This window comes from Streptomyces flavalbus (assembly GCF_042674625.1).
Taxonomy (GTDB): Bacteria; Actinomycetota; Actinomycetes; order Streptomycetales; family Streptomycetaceae; genus Streptomyces; species Streptomyces flavalbus.
Genome location: NZ_JBHTEB010000001.1, coordinates 2,570,782 through 2,587,258, shown reverse-complemented (window position 1 = coordinate 2,587,258; position 16,477 = coordinate 2,570,782). Strand labels below are relative to the sequence as shown.

General features: G+C 72.5%; 17 protein-coding genes and 3 tRNA genes. 7 read left to right on the top strand and 13 right to left on the bottom strand.

The features are described from left to right. Positions 1-112: 112 nt before the first annotated feature. Together ACFQZ6_RS11570 and ACFQZ6_RS11565 are read right to left on the bottom strand one after the other, a co-directional pair. Complete coding sequence (locus tag ACFQZ6_RS11570) at positions 113-1,567, bottom strand: FGGY family carbohydrate kinase (protein WP_381607335.1); 1,455 nt, start codon at positions 1,565-1,567, stop codon at positions 113-115. 48 nt (positions 1,568-1,615) lie between these two features. After that, positions 1,616-1,921: a YtxH domain-containing protein gene (locus tag ACFQZ6_RS11565; protein ID WP_381607333.1), complete on the bottom strand. Its 306-nt coding sequence runs from the start codon at positions 1,919-1,921 to the stop codon at positions 1,616-1,618. 147 nt (positions 1,922-2,068) lie between these two features. On the opposite strand from ACFQZ6_RS11565, the gene ACFQZ6_RS11560 reads away from it, so the two are divergent. From ACFQZ6_RS11560 to ACFQZ6_RS11550, 3 genes are all read left to right on the top strand, one after another. Beyond that, positions 2,069-2,141 (top strand) — tRNA-Asn (locus ACFQZ6_RS11560). Positions 2,142-2,147: 6 nt separating this feature from the next. Next, positions 2,148-2,220: transfer RNA gene (locus ACFQZ6_RS11555), tRNA-Asn, on the top strand. 188 nt (positions 2,221-2,408) lie between these two features. Continuing rightward, positions 2,409-2,485, top strand: a tRNA-Ile gene (locus ACFQZ6_RS11550). 292 nt (positions 2,486-2,777) lie between these two features. On the opposite strand, the gene ACFQZ6_RS11545 is transcribed toward ACFQZ6_RS11550, so the two are convergent. From ACFQZ6_RS11545 to ACFQZ6_RS11500, 10 genes are all read right to left on the bottom strand, one after another. Continuing rightward, a complete protein-coding gene (locus ACFQZ6_RS11545) occupies positions 2,778-3,191 on the bottom strand; it encodes a PIN domain nuclease (protein ID WP_381607331.1) in 414 nt (137 codons plus the stop codon). Further along, positions 3,188-3,445, bottom strand: a complete 258-nt coding sequence (locus ACFQZ6_RS11540) for a type II toxin-antitoxin system VapB family antitoxin (protein WP_381607329.1) — start codon at positions 3,443-3,445, stop codon at positions 3,188-3,190. Before ACFQZ6_RS11540 ends, ACFQZ6_RS11545 begins: the two co-directional genes overlap by 4 nt. A 477-nt stretch (positions 3,446-3,922) precedes the next feature. Next, positions 3,923-4,669 carry an anti-sigma factor gene (locus ACFQZ6_RS11535; RefSeq protein ID WP_381607327.1) on the bottom strand — a complete coding sequence of 249 codons (747 nt, stop codon included), beginning with the start codon at positions 4,667-4,669 and terminating at the stop codon, positions 3,923-3,925. Then, entirely contained in the window at positions 4,666-5,250 is a 585-nt protein-coding gene (locus ACFQZ6_RS11530; protein WP_381607325.1) for a sigma-70 family RNA polymerase sigma factor, read from the bottom strand. Before ACFQZ6_RS11530 ends, ACFQZ6_RS11535 begins: the two co-directional genes overlap by 4 nt. Before the next feature lie 87 nt (positions 5,251-5,337). Further along, positions 5,338-6,000 (bottom strand): fasciclin domain-containing protein, encoded by a 663-nt coding sequence (locus ACFQZ6_RS11525; RefSeq protein WP_381607323.1) that lies wholly within the window; start codon positions 5,998-6,000, stop codon positions 5,338-5,340. A gap of 84 nt (positions 6,001-6,084) precedes the next feature. Further along, positions 6,085-7,689, bottom strand: coding sequence for a molybdopterin-dependent oxidoreductase (locus ACFQZ6_RS11520; RefSeq protein ID WP_381607321.1), 1,605 nt, complete (start codon positions 7,687-7,689; stop codon positions 6,085-6,087). Between the two features lie 116 nt (positions 7,690-7,805). Continuing rightward, the gene (locus tag ACFQZ6_RS11515; RefSeq protein WP_381607319.1) at positions 7,806-8,072 is read right to left on the bottom strand and encodes a DUF4235 domain-containing protein; all 267 of its coding nucleotides are present in this window, start codon (positions 8,070-8,072) and stop codon (positions 7,806-7,808) included. After that, positions 8,069-8,341 (bottom strand): DUF3618 domain-containing protein, encoded by a 273-nt coding sequence (locus ACFQZ6_RS11510; protein WP_381607317.1) that lies wholly within the window; start codon positions 8,339-8,341, stop codon positions 8,069-8,071. The genes ACFQZ6_RS11515 and ACFQZ6_RS11510 overlap by 4 nt, the downstream gene beginning before the upstream one ends. Further along, entirely contained in the window at positions 8,338-8,778 is a 441-nt protein-coding gene (locus ACFQZ6_RS11505) for a phage holin family protein (protein WP_381607315.1), read from the bottom strand. Before ACFQZ6_RS11505 ends, ACFQZ6_RS11510 begins: the two co-directional genes overlap by 4 nt. Positions 8,779-8,808: 30 nt before the next feature. Next, complete coding sequence (locus ACFQZ6_RS11500) at positions 8,809-9,840, bottom strand: YihY/virulence factor BrkB family protein (protein ID WP_381607313.1); 1,032 nt, start codon at positions 9,838-9,840, stop codon at positions 8,809-8,811. A 226-nt stretch (positions 9,841-10,066) separates the two neighbouring features. Between ACFQZ6_RS11500 and ACFQZ6_RS11495 the strand changes: the two genes are divergently transcribed. The 3 genes from ACFQZ6_RS11495 (at position 10,067) to ACFQZ6_RS11485 (ending at position 14,428) form a co-directional block, all read left to right on the top strand. Beyond that, positions 10,067-12,133 (top strand): flotillin family protein, encoded by a 2,067-nt coding sequence (locus tag ACFQZ6_RS11495; RefSeq protein ID WP_381607311.1) that lies wholly within the window; start codon positions 10,067-10,069, stop codon positions 12,131-12,133. A 212-nt stretch (positions 12,134-12,345) separates the two neighbouring features. Continuing rightward, positions 12,346-12,858 (top strand): hypothetical protein, encoded by a 513-nt coding sequence (locus tag ACFQZ6_RS11490; RefSeq protein ID WP_381607309.1) that lies wholly within the window; start codon positions 12,346-12,348, stop codon positions 12,856-12,858. A gap of 133 nt (positions 12,859-12,991) precedes the next feature. Further along, a complete protein-coding gene (locus ACFQZ6_RS11485) occupies positions 12,992-14,428 on the top strand; it encodes a flotillin family protein (RefSeq protein ID WP_381607307.1) in 1,437 nt (478 codons plus the stop codon). A 51-nt stretch (positions 14,429-14,479) separates the two neighbouring features. On the opposite strand, the gene ACFQZ6_RS11480 is transcribed toward ACFQZ6_RS11485, so the two are convergent. Next, on the bottom strand, positions 14,480-15,196 hold the full coding sequence (locus tag ACFQZ6_RS11480; RefSeq protein WP_381607305.1) for an ANTAR domain-containing response regulator: 717 nt from the start codon (positions 15,194-15,196) through the stop codon (positions 14,480-14,482). A 315-nt stretch (positions 15,197-15,511) separates the two neighbouring features. Here ACFQZ6_RS11480 and ACFQZ6_RS11475 point away from each other — a divergent pair, with 315 nt between their 5' ends. Beyond that, positions 15,512-16,468 (top strand): anti-sigma factor RsbA family regulatory protein, encoded by a 957-nt coding sequence (locus ACFQZ6_RS11475; protein WP_381607303.1) that lies wholly within the window; start codon positions 15,512-15,514, stop codon positions 16,466-16,468. Positions 16,469-16,477 lie beyond the last annotated feature (9 nt).

Sequence of the window (16,477 nt, the reverse complement as noted above, 5' to 3'; positions counted from 1 at the left end):
TTGCCCCTGGCCCCTATCGTCGAACACTCCACCGGTGTTACCTCAACCGATTAACCCGAGAGCGCAACGCGGTACGCCCCTACGGGTCCCCTACGAGTCCCCCACGGGTCTCCTAGGAGCGGAACGCGCCCGGGTGGGTCTGCTCCCGCACGGACACGAACTGCTGCCGCACCGCCTGCCCCACGGCCAGCTCCTCCCCGGGCTCCATCACCTGCCCCGCGGGCCCCTGCCACATCGGCGGCGTGCGCGGGTCCAGCGTCCCCTGGGACACCCCGAGCGCCCACGCCGCCTGCCGCGCCGCCCCGATCGCCCCGTAGTCGGCGGGCTGCGGGACGAGGACCTGCGCCCCGAAGATCGCGGGCGCCGCGGCCTGCACGGCGGGCAGCTCGGCGGCGGCCCCCAGCAGGAACACCCGCCGCACCTCCACGCCCCGCCCGCGCAGCACGTCCAGCGCGTCCGCGAGCCCGCACAGCATCCCCTCGAACGCGGCCCGCGCCAGGTGCTCCGGCCGCATCGACTCCCGCCGCAGCCCGGCGAGGGTGCCCGCGGTGTGCGGCAGGGCGGGCGTCCGCTCCCCCTCCAGATAGGGCAGCAACACCAGCCCGTGCGAGCCCGGCGTCGACTTCATCGCCAGGTCGGACAGGCTCTCCAGATCGGGCACCCCGAGCAGCTCGGCCGTCCCCCGCAGGGTGCGCACGGCGTTCAGGGTGGTGACGACCGGCAGGTGCATCCCGGTGGCGTCGGCGAGGGAGGTGATCATGCCGGTCTGGTCGTGCAGCGCCTCGGGGTGGACGGCCATCACCGACCCGGACGCCCCGAGCGACACCACGGCGTCCCCGAGCCCGATGCCCAGCCCGAACGCGGCGGCCATGGTCTCGCCGGTCCCCGCCGAGATCAACAGCCCCTCCGGCGTCGTACCGGCGGCGTCCGCCGGGCCGATGACCTCCGGCAGCATCGCCTGGTGCCCGAGCGCCAGCTCCACGAGATCGGACCGGTAGGCCCCCGTGGCGGCGGACCAGTACCCGGTCCCGGAAGCCCCACCCCGATCCGTCGTCCTCCGAACCGGCCGCCCCAGCAACTGCCACACCAGCCAGTCGTGCGCCTGCATCAGTACGGCGACCCGCGCGGCGTTCTCCGGTTCGGCGCGGGCCAGCCAGCGCAGTTTGGTCACCGGGTGCGCGGCCTGCGGCACACTGCCCACCGCCTGCGCCCACGCCTCACGCCCGCCGAGCGCGTCCACCAGATCGGCCGCCGCGACCTGCGCCCGCTTGTCCCCGCCGACCAGCGCGGGCCGCACGGTGGCGCCCTGCGCGTCCAGCGGGACCAGGGCGTTCTGCTGCGCGGAGACGCCGATGGCCTGCACACCCTCCAGCAGCCCGCCCCCGGCGGCCTCCCCGAGGGACAGCAGCCACGCCTGCGGATCGACGTCGGAGGGCCGCCCGCCGCCCTCGGCCTCGTCGACCGGGTGCGGCGCATATCCCTGCCTGAGCACGGCCCCCGTGTCCGTGTCGCAGACGACGATACGAGTGAAATCGGGCGCACTGTCCAGCCCGGCGACTATCCCCATGGCCGAAATTCTGCCGCACGGGACCCGGTGACGGCGCGGCCGGGCGCCTCAGGTGTTGCTGGTCCCCCACTCGTCGGCTCCGCCGCCATTGGAGTTCCGCTCCCGCAGCGACCGCACCCGCTGCGCCACCGAGTCCGGCATCCGGTCCCCGACCCGGTCGCTGACCACGTGGTACGCCTTCCCCGCGAACTGCCGCCCCTGCTGCGCGGCGGTCTCGGCGGAGTTCCGCACGGCGGGGTTCTGGCTGATCTGCCGTGCCGACTTCTTCAACTGCTCGTAGCGCTCGCGCCCGGCGCGCGTGCCCAGCACGTAACCCAGAGCGAGTCCGACGACGAACGTGAGCCGGTAGCGCATGACGGCCACCCTTCCTGGCTTGCTAGACGAGTACCTGCGGGGAACCGATTGGCGGAGCACCCCCCCGCTTGCGCTAATGTATGTGTCGCAGCGAGCGCGCGCCCCCTGGCGAATACCCAGGTAGGTACGTTCGATGCAGCGAGGCATTCCTCCGTAGCTCAATTGGCAGAGCAGCCGGCTGTTAACCGGCAGGTTACTGGTTCGAGTCCAGTCGGGGGAGCTTCGGTCCTCCGTAGCTCAATTGGCAGAGCAGCCGGCTGTTAACCGGCAGGTTACTGGTTCGAGTCCAGTCGGGGGAGCAGCCGGAACGAGGACCCTACGGGGTCCTTTTTCGTGCCCGTCCCGCCACCCGGGAACCGCGCACGCCACACCGGAGTCCTCAAGGTCACGAAGGCACCGCGGTAAGCCGACCATCCGGAGCAGGAGATCGTATGAGCGGCTATGCTGCGGCAGACGGCGCGCACACATGTACGCGACACGCCGCTATGGGGCGGTAGCTCAGCCGGTTAGAGCAGCGGACTCATAATCCGTCGGCCGTGGGTTCGAGTCCCACCCGCCCCACCAAGCGCGGCTCAGAGAATCGTTCTGACCTGCGGTGATGATGGCTGCAGCGGCAGTAGGCCGCCGCGGAAGCGCGGCCACGGGACGCGAGGTCTCAGAACCGGAGTGCGAGGCGCCGCGTGTCGGGACCCGGAGACGACCGAGCTCTTCGGGAGACGCGCCCGGGTGAGGTGCTCGGCGTGTACCCGCGGCTGGTCGAGCGGTCGAAGGAGCCGACCCGGCACGGGCCGTGACGGTGGGCGGGCCGGCGCTCGCTCATCTGTGTGAGGGGCGGCGTCTGACGGCCCAAGGCCGATCAGTTCTTGAGATCGATCATCCGTACCGGCTGTCCGGTCGTGCGGGCGATCGTCTCGAAGTCGCGATCACAGTGGAGCAGGGTCAGCCCCGCCTCTTCCGCGGCGGCGGCGATGAGCAGGTCGACGGGGCCCGCACTGCGGTGCTCGCCCTTGGCGGTGAGCATTTCCTGGACGACGCGTGCGCGCCGGTAGATGCCATCGGGCATGGGGCACCAGGTGTAGTGGGCTTCCAGCGCTCGCTTCACGCGTTCCCGGTCCGCTGCCGAGCGGGCTGAGTAGAGGACTTCCAGTTCGGTGAGATCGCACAGGGCAACGAGTCCCGCGCCGACCCTGTCGTCCCACTCGGCCGTGGTCCGGCCGAGCAGGACGCGGGCGAGGGCGGAGGTGTCGATCAGGTAGTCGGCGACGGTCACGCATCCGCTCCTGCGTCGCGGACGCGGTTCTGCCTGCCGGTGGGCCGGTATGTGCTCTTGTCGAGGAGGACGTCCACGTCCAGCGCGCCCTCGGCGACCAGGTCGCGGGCTTCTGCCAGCGCGCGCAGTCGCCGGTACCGGGCCGTGACTTCCCGCAGCGCGGTGTTGATGGTGTCGCGTTTGGTGGTGGTGCCGAGCTCCTTGGCTGCGGCCTCCAGCGCCTCGTCGTCGAGGTCGATCACGGTGCGGCTCAAGACGGCCCCCTGTATATCCGGAGTCTTATATCAAGATACACGCTTCGGTATGCCTGGCGGAGGCCGCGGGGGCCGCTCGGTCCGCGGAGACCCGTACGTACGCCCTTCGCCGCACCCAGAACGGTTCGCGGTGCATCTGAGGTCCGAGGGTCGGGTGCGGGAATCCGCAGGCACGGCGTCCGCGCGCTGACCGGCTTCCCGGAGGCCGACGAGGGCGAATCAGCGGTCCTGGCGCTACGTCAGCTATCCCAGTGGCACGGAAAGCGGTGGGATTCGGCGAGGATGATCTGAGGGTGCTGGCCGGGGCTCGGTCCTTCGAGCAGGGGCTGGGGGCGGCTGGTGCGGCTGGTGGAACTGTCCGGCCTGTCGCCGATCCGCTTCCATGATCTCCGGCACGTCTCTCGGCAAGGGTGTCGCTACTCCTCCCTATGCAAGATGAGGCAAGGGCCGGGATGGATCGGAAGATCAGAGAGGGACTCATACCGGCAGGGTGAGCAGGGCGACGGGGGCGGACGTGGGGTGGGGGGAGCCGCCCGTGGGTTCGACGGTGAGGCCCACGGCCGAGGCCGCGTTCGCGGAGCCCCTGAGGACGACGGCCTGGCCGGTGTCCCGCGTGCCGGAGGCCAGGCCCGCCGGGCGCATACTGCCGTCGACCTGGTACCACGCCTGGTAGACCTTGCCCGGGGGTGCGGCTGGCAGGTCCGTCAGGAGGACCGCCTGGTCACGGCTCGCGGAGACGACGACCGTGGCGCGGGAGCCGTCCGTCAGGCGCGTCGAGCGGGTCTCGGCGTCCGGGGCGCCCAGGACGGCGACGAGGTCGTCCAGGCGTCCTCGCGCCTCCTCGGCCCGGGTGGTGGCGTCCTGCGCGCGGTCGTGCTGCCACACCGCGATGCCGCCGAACGCCGTGGCCGCCGCCAGGCAGGCGGCCAGCGCGAGGCGGGGGAGCCGTCGGCGCAGGGCCGTGGACGGTGTGCGGAGACGGGGGGTGGGGGCGACCTGGCGGACCGTGCGGATGCGCTGCAGGACCTCCAGCCTGGCGGTGCTGCGGGGGCTCACCGCGACCGCGGCGGCGAGCCGGGCGGCGGTCGCGGTGAACTCGGCCACTTCCTCCCGGCAGGCCGCGCACGCCGTCAGGTGCTCCTCGAAGAGGGCGCGTTCGTCGTCGGGCAGCGCGTTCAGGGCGTAGGCACCGGTGAGGGTGTGCGGATCGGCCTTGGTGCTCATGCGCTCACTCCCAGGCAGTCGCGCAGCCGGATCAGGCCGTCGCGGAGACGGGTCTTGACGGTCCCCAGCGGGACGGACAACTGTTCGGCCACCTCGCGGTAGGTGAGCCCCCGGTAGTAGGCGAGCGCCACCGACTGGCGTTGCAGCTCCGTCAGGGTGCGCAGGCAGCGCCGTACCTGCTCGTGTTCGAGGCGGTGCTCGACCTCCTCGCTCACCTCGTCGTACTCGGGCGTCTGGTCCAGCGCCGCGGCCCGGTGGTCGCGGGCGGCGGACGCCTCCGCGGAGCGGACCCGGTCGATGGCGCGCCGATGGGCGAGGGCGAGGACCCAGTTGGTGACGGAGCCCCGGTCGGGCCGGTAGCGGGGGGCGGTGCGCCACACCTCCACCAGCACGTCCTGGGCGACCTCCTCCGACTGCGCCGGATCGCGCAGCACCGCGCGGACCACCCCCAGGACGGCGGGCGCCACGGCGTCGTAGAGGCGGGCGAAGGCGTCCGTGTCGCCGCGGGCCACCTCGTGGACCAGCGTCTCCAGGTCCGGTCGCCGGGGCGGTGGGGTGCCGAGGAAGATGGGCTCTTGCACGGGTTCCGTCCTGTCGTGCGCGGAGGGGGGCAACGTACCGGGCGGTCCGCCGGGCGCCCCGCGGCGCCCGGCGGACCGGCGTACCCGTCAGCTCTGGGGCATCAGGACGCTGTCGATGATGTAGACGTTGGCGTTGGCCGTCTTCACGTTGCCGCAGACCACCTTGGCGGAGTCGTTGACCGTGTACTCCTCGTCCGCGCCGGAGGTGGTCAGCCGCGACTTCTCCAGGGTGGCGAAGGAGCCGTCCTCCAGGTCGGCCGGGGCCAGCTTCTGCCCGACCACGTGGTAGGTGAGGAGCTTCGTGAGCTGCTCCTTGTCGTTGAGGACCTTGTTCAGGTCGGCCTCCGGGATCTTCGCGAAGGCGTCGTTGGTGGGGGCGAACACCGTGATGTCCTCGGCGCTGTTGAGGGTGTCGACCAGGCCCGCCTTCCGCACCGCGGTCACCAGCGTGGACAGCGCGGGGTTGTTGGAGGCGGCGGTGGCGACCGGGTCCTTGGCCATGCCGTCGAAGGAACCGGCGCCGTCCTCGGGGACGGACGCGCAGGCCGGGCCGAACGGCTCGTCCATGGCGGCGGCGTCGCCCGCGCCGTCCTCGCCCGCGCCGGACGGGGCCGCCGGGGCGGACGTGGCGCCGCTCGCCGAGTCCGAGGTGGCGGAGTCGCCGCCGTCGTCGGAGCAGGCGGCGAGGCCCAGCGGCAGCACGACGGAAGCGGTCACGGCGACGGCGATACGGCGGATACGGGTGTTCATGTTCGTCTCTCCTGGATGAGGGTTGATGTAGCGGGTGGGGGAAAAGGGGGCCGGAGGGGTCAAGGGGGTCAGGGGGGGCAGGGGTCAGTCGACGGTCACCACCACCGAGTGCCAGCCGCTGGCGCCGTCGGGGATGGGCCGGGCGCGCCGCTCGGTCTGTACGGCGCCGGAGCGGTCGGTGGCGCGGACGGCGAGGGTGTGGCCGCCCTTGGTGGCCCGCCAGGGGAAGGACCACTGCCGCCAGGTGTCGCGGGAGTCCTCGGCGGCGAGCCGGGCCCGCTGCCAGGGCCCGTCGTCGACGCGGACCTCGACCTCGTCGATGCCGCGGTGCTGGGCCCAGGCGACCCCGGCGACCATGACGGTGCCCGCCCGCGGCCGGGCGAAGGGCTTCGGGGTGTCGATGCGGGACTGCGTCTTGACGGGGGCCTCCCGTGCCCAGTCGCGCTTGACCCAGTAGGTGTCGTAGTCGGCGAAGGTGGTGAGTTCGATGTCCTCGATCCACTTGCACGCGGACACGTAGCCGTACAGTCCCGGGACGACCATGCGGACGGGGAAGCCGTGGTCGAAGGGGAGCGGCTGGCCGTTCATGCCGACGGCGAGCAGGGCGTCGCGGCCGTCGAGGACGTCCTCGACGGGGCTGCCGAGCGTCATGCCGTCCACCGAGCGCGCCACCAACTGGTCGGCGGGGCCGCCCCGGGACGGCGGGCGCACCCCGCAGTCGGCGAGCAGGTCGGCCAGGCGTACGCCGATCCAGCGGGCGTTGCCGACGTAGGGGCCGCCGACCTCGTTGGAGACGCAGGTGAGCGTGATGTCCCGCTCGATCAGTTCGCGTCGCAGCAGGTCGTCGAAGGTGAGGGTGGCGGGCCTGGTGACTCCCGTGCCGTGGACGCGCAGCCGCCAGGCGGTGGCGTCCACCTTGGGCACCACGAGGGCGGTGTCCACCCGGTAGAAGTCCTCGGTCGGCGTGAGGAAGGGGCTGACGCCGGGGAGCCGTAGCTGGGCGCCCTTGGGCACCGGGCGGGCCGGGGAGGCGGGAGCCGGGAGGACGACGTGGGCGCGGGAGGCCGCCGCGTCCTGGCCGCGGTCGCGCTTCAGGGCGCGCCCCGCGAGCCCGGCACCGGCGGTCGTGGCGGCCACCGCGGTCGCCGCGGTCACGAACCCGCGCCGGTCCCAGGTGGGCGCGGGCGGCAAGGCGTCCGGTGCGGGGGCCCCGGCGGCGGGTGGCCGCAGGTGGCCGAGGAGGAGGTGGAGGGCGAGCGCGCCGGTCACCGCCCCGAGCAGCGAGGGCAGCGCGTCGGCGGGGCCGGTGGAGTCCGGGCGGCTGGTCGCGGCGGCGGCCCCCACGGCGCCGAGGAGCAGGACCCCGGCGGCACCGGCGTACCGGTGGCGCAGGTTGAGGAGGCCCAGTGTCACCGCGAGGACCGCGAGGGCGGTGAGGATGCCGAGTTGGAGGACCAGTTTGTCGGCGGTGCCGAAGGAGCGGATCGCCCAGTCCTTCACCGCGGCGGGGGTGCGGTCGATGGCCGCGCCGCCGACGGCGACGACCGGACCGGCCTGCGGCCTCACCCAGGCGGCCACCAGTTCGGCGACGGCCAGGGCGGTGCACCCGGCGAGCAGGCCGCTGAGCGCGGCCAGTGTCCGGCGGAGCCCCCGGTGGGCGGTGCGCGTGGTCCTGTCGTCGTCCGTCACGTGGGGAATCCGGCGCCGGACGGGGCGCGGATTGGTCCGGCACCCGATCGGATGAAAAGAGTGCCGTGGACCAATCCGCGCAGGTCCGGGCTACGGATATCCCCTCTCGTGCCCGCTCAGCCCGGCCAGGTTCCCGTCAGGCGGCGGGTCGCCGTGGCGCCGCCGCGGTCGACGATCGCCTTGATGCCCGCGAAGATCGCGCCCTGGAGGACCGCGGCGACGACGACCTCCCGCCAGGTGCGTTCCTCGTCGGTGGCGTCGGGGGCGTCCTCGTCGTGGCCGAGGACCTTCCAGGACTGCTTGAACAGGGCGCCCGCGAGGACACCGCTGAGGGCGCCCAGGGCCAGGCCGACCGGCTTGTAGGCGAGTTTGGATGCTTTCACCGGCTCCACGTCCTTCCGGTTCGCGCGGGCTTGCGTGGGCGCCAGGTCAGCCAGACCAGGGCGGCGATGACGCCCACGGTCGTGACGGCGGTTCCGGTCAGGGCGGTGCGGTGGGTCCCGGCCCGCTGCCTGACCTCCTCCGCCTTCTGCCGGGCGCGGGCCTTGACGTCGGTCTTGTGGGCCAGGGCCTCGACGGTGTGGCCCAGTTCCTCGCGGGTGTGCTCGACGTGGGCCCGCAGTTCGTCGGTGGTGGTGGGCTGTCTGCTCATCGGTGCGCGCTCCCCTTGATCTCGGCCACGTCCGCCTTGACGTTGGCGATGGTCTGCTCGGGCGCGGCGGGCGCGGCCTTCTTGAACTGGGCCTTCCCGGTCGCCGCCATGACCGCGGCGATCAGGCCGAGCGCGCCGGTGACGATCAGCGCGGCGGCCCACACCGGCAGCGGTACGGCCAGCCCGGCGATCGCGGCGGCGACGCCCGCCTGGAGCATCAGGAAGCCGACGAGTCCGGCGCCGCCGAAGAACCCGCCGCCCCTGCCGTAGCGCTTGCCCTTCTGGGCCATCTCCGCGCGGGCCAGTTGCATCTCGCCCCGCACCAGCTCGCTGAGCTGCCGGGACGCCTGCTGCACCAGCTCGCCGACGGGCTGTTCGGCGCGGGAGTGGTGGCCGTTCGTGGAGACTTCGGTGAAACGTGTCTGCTGAGTCGACATGAGGGTCTCTCCTGTGGAGCCTGGCGGGGGTCAGGGTTCGTTCAGGCGGCGGCGGTCCGTCTCGTCCCACTTGGCCGTGTCACGCGGCTGTGTGTACGGCTCCGCGTCCGGCGGGTGACCGCCCTGGACGGCTCGCTGGCGTGCGGTCTCGGCGTCGAACTCCAGGCCCAGCAGGATCGCCAGGTTGGTGATCCACAGCCACACCAGGAAGATGATGACGCCCGCCATGGTGCCGTAGGTCTTGTTGTACGAGGCGAAGTTGGCGACGTAGAACGCGAACCCGGCGGAGGCGACCAGCCAGATCACCAGGGCCAGGAAGCTGCCCGGGGTGATCCAGCGCCAGCCCTTGACCTTGGCGTTGGGGCTCGCCCAGTACAGGATCGCGATCATGAGGGTGACCAGCAGGACGAGGACGGGCCACTTGGCGATCGACCACACCGTCAGCGCCGTGTCCCCGATGCCGAGCGCCTCCCCGACGCGGTCGGCCATGCTGCCGGTGAGGACCACGATCAGCGCGCTGACCACGGCCAGGACCAGCAGGGACAGGGTGAGGGCGAAGCGGACCGGCAGGATCTTCCAGGCCGGGCGGCCCTCGGGCATGTCGTAGACGGCGTTGGAGGCGCGGATGAACGCCGCGATGTAGCCGGACGCCGACCACACCGCCAGCACCAGGCCGACGATCGCCATGATCGAGCCGACGCCGGAGTTGTTCTGGAGCTGCTGCACCGCGTTGGTGAGGATGTCGCGGACCGCGCCGGGCGCGAACTGGTTGATGTTGTCCAGCACCTTGTCCGTGGTCGACTTCCCCGCCAGGCCGAGCAGCGACACCAGCACCAGCAGCGCCGGGAACAGCGCGAGGACCGCGTAGTACGTCAGGGCCGCCGCGCGGTCCGTCAGCTCGTCGTCCTTGAACTCCCGCAGGGTGCCTTTCAGCACCGCGCGCCAGGAGCCCTTCGACAGTTTCGTGGGTGCGTCCGGGGCGTCACGCTCCACCTCGGGTCCCGGCCCGGGGGCCGGTTCCGCGGCGTTGTGCGTTCGTCCTGGTAGATGGAGTTTGGCCATGGCGGCCGGGTATCCCGCTTTGGGGTGTTTTATGTAAGCGTTATGAAGCGGTGCGGGGTGGGGAGCGTGTGTGTCGTCCGGCACTCGTCGGCGGGCCAAGACTGCCGGGAGTCGGCAATGCGGCGAAGCGTGGCCTGGGTCAGGATGAGGGCGCGAGAACGCGGGGGGCGTTTCTCATGCCGGACACCGGCAGCGTCACCCTTTCACCGACTTCAAGGACTTCCTCATGGATGCCATGACTCTGGGCATCGGCGTGCTCGTCGTCGCCCTCGTCGCCGCCGTGCTGGTGCTGGTGCTCGTCTCCCGGCTGTTCCGCAAGGTCGAGCAGGGCAAGGCGCTGATCGTCTCCAAGATGCGCAAGGTCGACGTGACCTTCACCGGGCAGGTCGTGCTGCCCGTGCTGCACAAGGCCGAGGTGATGGACATCTCGGTCAAGACCATCGAGATCACCCGCGCCGGGCGGGAGGGGCTGATCTGCCGGGACAACATCCGCGCCGACATCCGGATCTCGTTCTTCGTCCGGGTCAACAAGACCGTCGAGGACGTCATCAAGGTCGCGCAGGCCGTGGGCACCGCCCGCGCCAGCGACCGGGAGACCCTCCAGGAGCTGTTCCACGCCAAGTTCTCCGAGGCGCTGAAGACCGTCGGCAAGCAGCTCGACTTCACCGACCTCTACACCAAGCGCGAGGAACTGCGGTACCGGATCATCGAGGTCATCGGTGTCGACCTCAACGGCTACCACCTGGAGGACGCCGCGATCGACTACCTGGAGCAGACCCCGCTCACCCAGCTCGACCCCGCCAACGTCCTCGACGCCCAGGGCATCCGCAAGATCACCGAGCTGACCGCCGTGGAGCACGTGCGCACCAACGAGTTCCAGCGCCACGAGGAGAAGGAGATCACCCGGCAGAACGTCGACGCCCGCGAGGCCATCCTGGAGCTGGAGCGGCGGCAGGCGGACGCGGAGATCAAGCAGCGCCGGGAGATAGAGACCGTACGGGCCCGGGAGGAGGCCGAGACCGCGCGGGTCGTGGAGGAGGAGCGGCTGCGCGCGCAGAGCGCCTTCCTGCGCACCGAGGAACAGCTCGGCGTGCAGCGCGAGAACCAGGCCCGCGAGGTCGCCGTCGCCGCGAAGAACCGCGAGCGGGTCATCGCCATCGAGAACGAGCGCATCGAGAAGGACCGCGTCCTGGAGGTCATCGCCCGCGAGCGGGAGACCGAGCTGACCCGGATCGCCGCGTCCAAGGAGGTCGAGGCGGAGAAGCGGGACATCGCCGAGGTCATCCGCGAGCGCGTCGCCGTGGACCGCACCGTCGCCGAGCAGGAGGAGTCCATCAAGCGGCTGCGGGCCGTGGAGGAGGCCGAGCGCGAGCGGCAGGCCGTCATCATCGCCGCCGAGGCCGAGGCGCAGGAGAAGCTGGTCAAGGACATCAAGGCCGCCGAGGCCGCCGAGCAGGCCGCCACCCACCGCGCCGCCGAGGAGCTGACGCTCGCCGAGTCCCGGCTGAAGTCCGCCGACCTCGACGCCCGCGCCAAGCTGCGCCTGGCCGAGGGCATCCAGGCCGAGTCCGCCGCCGAGGGACTGGCCGCGGTGCAGGTCCGCGACAAGGAGGCCGAGGTCATCGAGAAGGCGGGCCGTGCCGAGGCCGAGGCCACGCAGGCACGGCTGCGCGCCGAGGCCGAGGGCGCCCGGCTCAAGGCCCTCGCGGACGCCGAGGCCATCAGCGGCAGGCTGAAGGCGGAGGCCGCCGGGCTCACCGAGAAGGCCACCGCGATGGCCGCCCTCGACGAGGCGTCCCGCGGGCACGAGGAGTACCGGCTGCGCCTGGAGGCGGAGAAGGACATCCGGCTCGCCGGGCTCGACGTGCAGCGGCAGGTCGCGCAGGCGCAGGCCACCGTCCTCGCGACCGGTCTGGAGAGCGCGGACATCAACATCGTCGGCGGCGAGTCCGTCTTCTTCGACCGGCTGATGTCGTCCATCGCGCTCGGCAAGAGCGTCGACGGGTTCGTCCAGAACTCCGAGACCGCGCGGACGCTCGCCGGGCCCTGGCTGGACGGCGGCTCCAGCTTCACCGACGACCTCAGCCGCGTCCTCGGCTCCCTCTCCACGGCCGACGTGCGGGACATGACCGTCTCCGCGCTGCTGCTGAAGCTGATGAACGGCGCCGGGGAGCGGTCCGGGCAGGTCAGGGAGCTGCTCGACAAGGCCGGTCAGCTCGGCCTCGCCGACCTGCCGCTGAGCGGGCTGAACGGGGCGCTCGACGGCGCGCTGAACGGCGTACCGAGGGGCTGACGGACCGCGCGCGCCGCCAAAGACCGGCCGGGGCCGACGTACGGGGGGCGACGGCCCCGGCCAGCAGCGGACCCGCGAGCACGACAGGCAAGTTCATGGAGGCGTACATTGCCGGAAGGACGCAGTGCGCCGACCTGGAACCAAGTGCGAGCATATGTTCGTCAACGGGGGTGACAGGCGCCACGGGGGAGCGGGAAGGGCGGTGGGGGCGGATGGCCTGGTTTCTGGGTCTCGGCATCGTGGGGGTCGTCCTCCTCGTCCTGTCGCTCGTCTTCGACGGCATCCTCGAAGGGTTCTTCGACGGCTTCGGACTCGACGGCTTCCTCGACGGACTGCTCTCCCTGCCCGTCATCGCCGGGTTCGTCTCCATGCTCGGCTTCACCGGCGCGATCGTGATGGGCGGCACCGGCCTGGGCGCCGTCGCCGCCACCGCCGTCGGCATCCCCGCCGGGGTCCTCACCGGCTGGCTCGCCTACAAGCTCAGCCGCGCCCTGATGAACGACCGCTCCGGTACGGCGCCCAGCGGCGGCGACCTGATCGGGGTGGCCGGGTCCGTGGTGACCGCCATCCCCGCCGACGGCTACGGCGAGGTGCTGGTGCGCCTCGCGGGCCAGACCGTGAAGCTCGCCGCGAAGAGCCCGGTGCCGCTGGCCCGCGGCGCGGAGGTGTGGATCGCGGAGACGCTCTCCCATACCGCGGTCTCGGTACGCCAGGTCGAGCGCTGAGCCCGGCCCCCACCCAGGCCGCTCACCCACCTCACCCCACCTCACCCGCATCACCCACCTCACCCGCATCACCCACGTCACCTACTTCACCCTTGTCAATCGCCGTCCCCAGGGAGGGCTGAGGGGAACCACCATGAGTTCAGTCACCATCGCCGTCATCGGAGTCGTCGTACTCCTCGTCCTGCTCGCCCTCGTCGTCGTCACCCGCTACAAGGTGGCCGGGCCGAGCGAGGCGTTCATCGTCACCGGGCGGCGCGGCAAGAAGTCCACCGACCCCGAGACCGGGCGGATCTTCACCGACAACAGCGGGCAGAAGGTCGTCGTCGGCGGCGGCGTCTTCGTCGTCCCGTTCGTGCAGCAGAAGTTCACCCTCGACCTGTCCTCCCGGCACATCCCCGTGGCGGTGCGGGGCGCGGTCACGCTGCGCGGCATCAAGGCCAACCTCGAAGGCGTCGCCATCGTGAAGGTCGGCGGCACCGAGGACGCCATCCGGGCCGCCGCCCAGCGGTTCCTCGTCCAGCAGGACGGCATCGTCGGCTTCACCCAGGAAGTGCTCTCCGGCGCGCTGCGCGCCATCGTCGGCCGGATGTCCGTGGAGGACATCATCCGCGACCGCGCCGCGTTCGCCGGGCAGGTCGCGGAGGAGGCCGAGGCCAGCCTGTCCGGGCAGGGCCTGGTCCTCGACGCCTTCCAGATCCAGGACATCACCACCGAGGGCTCCTACCTGGAGGACCTCGGCCGTCCCGAGGCCGCCCGCGCCAAGCAGGAGGCCGACATCGCGGAGGCCGTCGCCCGCCGGGCCGCCGAGCAGGCGCGGCTGAAGGCCGAGGAGGAGATCGCCGTCGCCCAGCGGACCTTCGCGCTGCGCCAGGCCGAGATCAAGGCCGAGACCGACGAGGCCGCCGCCCGCGCCGACGCCGCCGGACCGCTCGCCGAGGCCGCCCGCCGCCAGGAGGTCCTCGCCGAGCAGGAGAAGGTCGCCGAGCGGCAGGCCGCGCTCACCGACCGCGAGCTGGACACCAAGGTCCGCAAGCCCGCCGACGCCGCCCGCTACCAGGCCGAGCAGGAGGCCGAGGCGCGCAGGATCGCCCTGGTCAAGGAGGCCGAGGCGGAGGCCGACCGGGCCCGCCTCACCGGTGAGGGCGAGAAGGCGCAGCGCGCCGCGCTCGCGGAGGCCGTCCGCATCGAGGGTGAGGCCGAGGCCGCCGCGATCGGCGCCAAGGGGTCCGCGGAGGCGGAGGCCATGCGCAAGAAGGCCGACGCGTTCGCGCAGTACGGCGACGCCGCCGTGCTCCAGATGCTCGTGGAGGTGCTGCCGCAGGTCGTCGCCAAGGCGTCCGAGCCGCTGAGCGCCGTCGACAAGATGACCGTCATCTCCACCGACGGGGCCAGCCAGCTCTCCCGCACCGTCGCCGACAACGTCGCGCAGGGCGTGGAGCTGCTGAACGCCACCACGGGCGTCGACCTCGCCCAGCTCCTGAAGGGCATCACCAGCCGCGCGGGCGGCGGCGACGCGCCCGTGCCCGCGCCCGCCACCGAGGCGAACGGGAAGATAGAGATCACCGGCTGACCGGCCGCGCGCCGACGGCCCTGGGGACGGCACCCGCCCCCGGGGCCGTCCTCAGTTCAGGCACCGCCGCAGCGCCGTGCGCAGCGCCTCCCGCAGCTTCGCCGGGGGCGGCGGGCCGTCCGGGTGCTCCGTGCTCGCGGTGACCGTGGCGGCGACGGTGCGCAGCTTGGTGTTGGAGAGCTGCGACGCCTCCCGCAGGATGTCCCACGCCTGGTCGGAGGTGCAGGCGTGGGTCGCCATCAGGATGCCGCGGGCCTGGTCGATCACCGGCCGGGACGCGATGGCGAACCGGAGCTGCTCGATCTCCTCGCGCAGGCTGTGCAACTGCTCGGCGCGCTCCAGCGCCACCGCCGACGGCATGGGCGCCGGGGCGCAGGGCTCCGGCGCGGTGGGCTCCTGCGGGGCGGGGCGGGTCAGGGAGCGCAGCGGGTCGGAGGTGTCCAGGCCCGCGAGCTCCAGTATCCGGCGCGGCTGGCCGTTCCAGTGCCGGGCCGTGACCGGGATCAGCCGCCGCTCCCCGTGGTCCCGCAGGACCTTCAGGAAGCCCAGCCCGGCGGTGTCCATGAAGACCACCCCGGACATGTCCGCGTCGATCCGGGACACCCCGGCCGGGAGGCCGTCCAGCGTCGCGGCCAGGGTGTCGGTGCAGCCGTGTACGAGTTCGCCGCGCGTGGTGAGCACGGCTCGGCCCCCGTCCGTGTGGCCGTCGACGACGAGGGTGCTCCGCCGACCGAGTGATACCGGAGGTATGGGTGCCGTTGAGGTCATGTCACCGCCTTCTTCTGCGCCGTCAGGGTCGTCCTGCTGTCACGCGCCGGGTACGTGTCGCACGTACGCGTGGGGTATGGAGTTGAGGGGGGAGGACGCCCGTTGCCGTGCGCCTGCCCGCTGCCCGTCGCGGTACACCCGGTCACCGTGTGTCCCACGGGAAGGGGAACTGATTGACGAGGGCCGTGAGGGGTACGAGCATCGTCCGAGGACCAGCGAGAGAACCAGCGAGAGACCCAGCGAGCGAAGGCGTGAACGGATGACCCGGCCCGGCCCGTCGGCGCGGGGCCCGTCGGCGAGCGAGGTGTCGATGTCATGACTGCGGTGACGGAACCGGAGGAGTCGTACGCCGCGCCCGCCGCCTTCGGCCACCCGGCCCTCTTCTACGGCGGCCCCGGGGAGTACCTCGCCGCCACCGTGCCCTTCGTCAGGGACGGGCTGGCGGCCGGGGAACCGGTGGCCGTGGCGGTGCCCGGCACCAACCTCGAACTGCTGCGGGACGCCCTGGAGGACGCCGCCGACGCCGTACTGCTGCTGGACATGCGGCAGGCCGGACGCAACCCGGGGCGGATCATCCCCGCGGTGCTCCGCGCGTTCGCCGACGCCCAGCCGCCCGACCGCCGGGTGCGGATCATCGGCGAGCCGATCTGGGCGGGCCGCACCCCCACGGAGTACCCGGCGTGCGCGCAGCACGAGGCGCTGATCAACGCCGCGTTCGTGGGCCGGGCCGTGACCGTCCTGTGCCCCTACGACGTCCGCGGCCTCGACGAGCAGACCCTCGCCGACGCCCGCGCCACCCACCCCACCGTCATCCGCGCCGGACGCGAGGAACCCAGCGCCGCCTACGACCCCGACGGCGTCGTCGCCCGCTACAACCGGCCGCTGCCGCCGGTGCCGGGCGCCCTGGACCTCGCCTTCGACTCGGCCTCGCTGTCCCGTACCCGGCACGCCGCCACCGCCGAGGCGGCCCGGCTCGGGCTCAGCGGCACCCGCCTGGAGGACCTGGCCCTCGTCACCGCCGAGCTGACCACCAACAGCGTCGTGCACGGCGGCGGCTCCGGCCAGGTGCGACTGTGGGCGGAGGACGGCCAGGTGGTCTGCGAGGTACGCGACGGCGGACGCCTGACCGACCCGCTCGCCGGACGCCGACCGGCCCCCCGCGACCAGCGCGGAGGCCGGGGCCTGCTCCTGGTCAACCTGGTCGCCGACCTCGTACGCGTGCACACGGACGAGCAGGGGACGACGGTGCGGTGCTGGTTCACCCGCGGCTGAGCGGGGCCG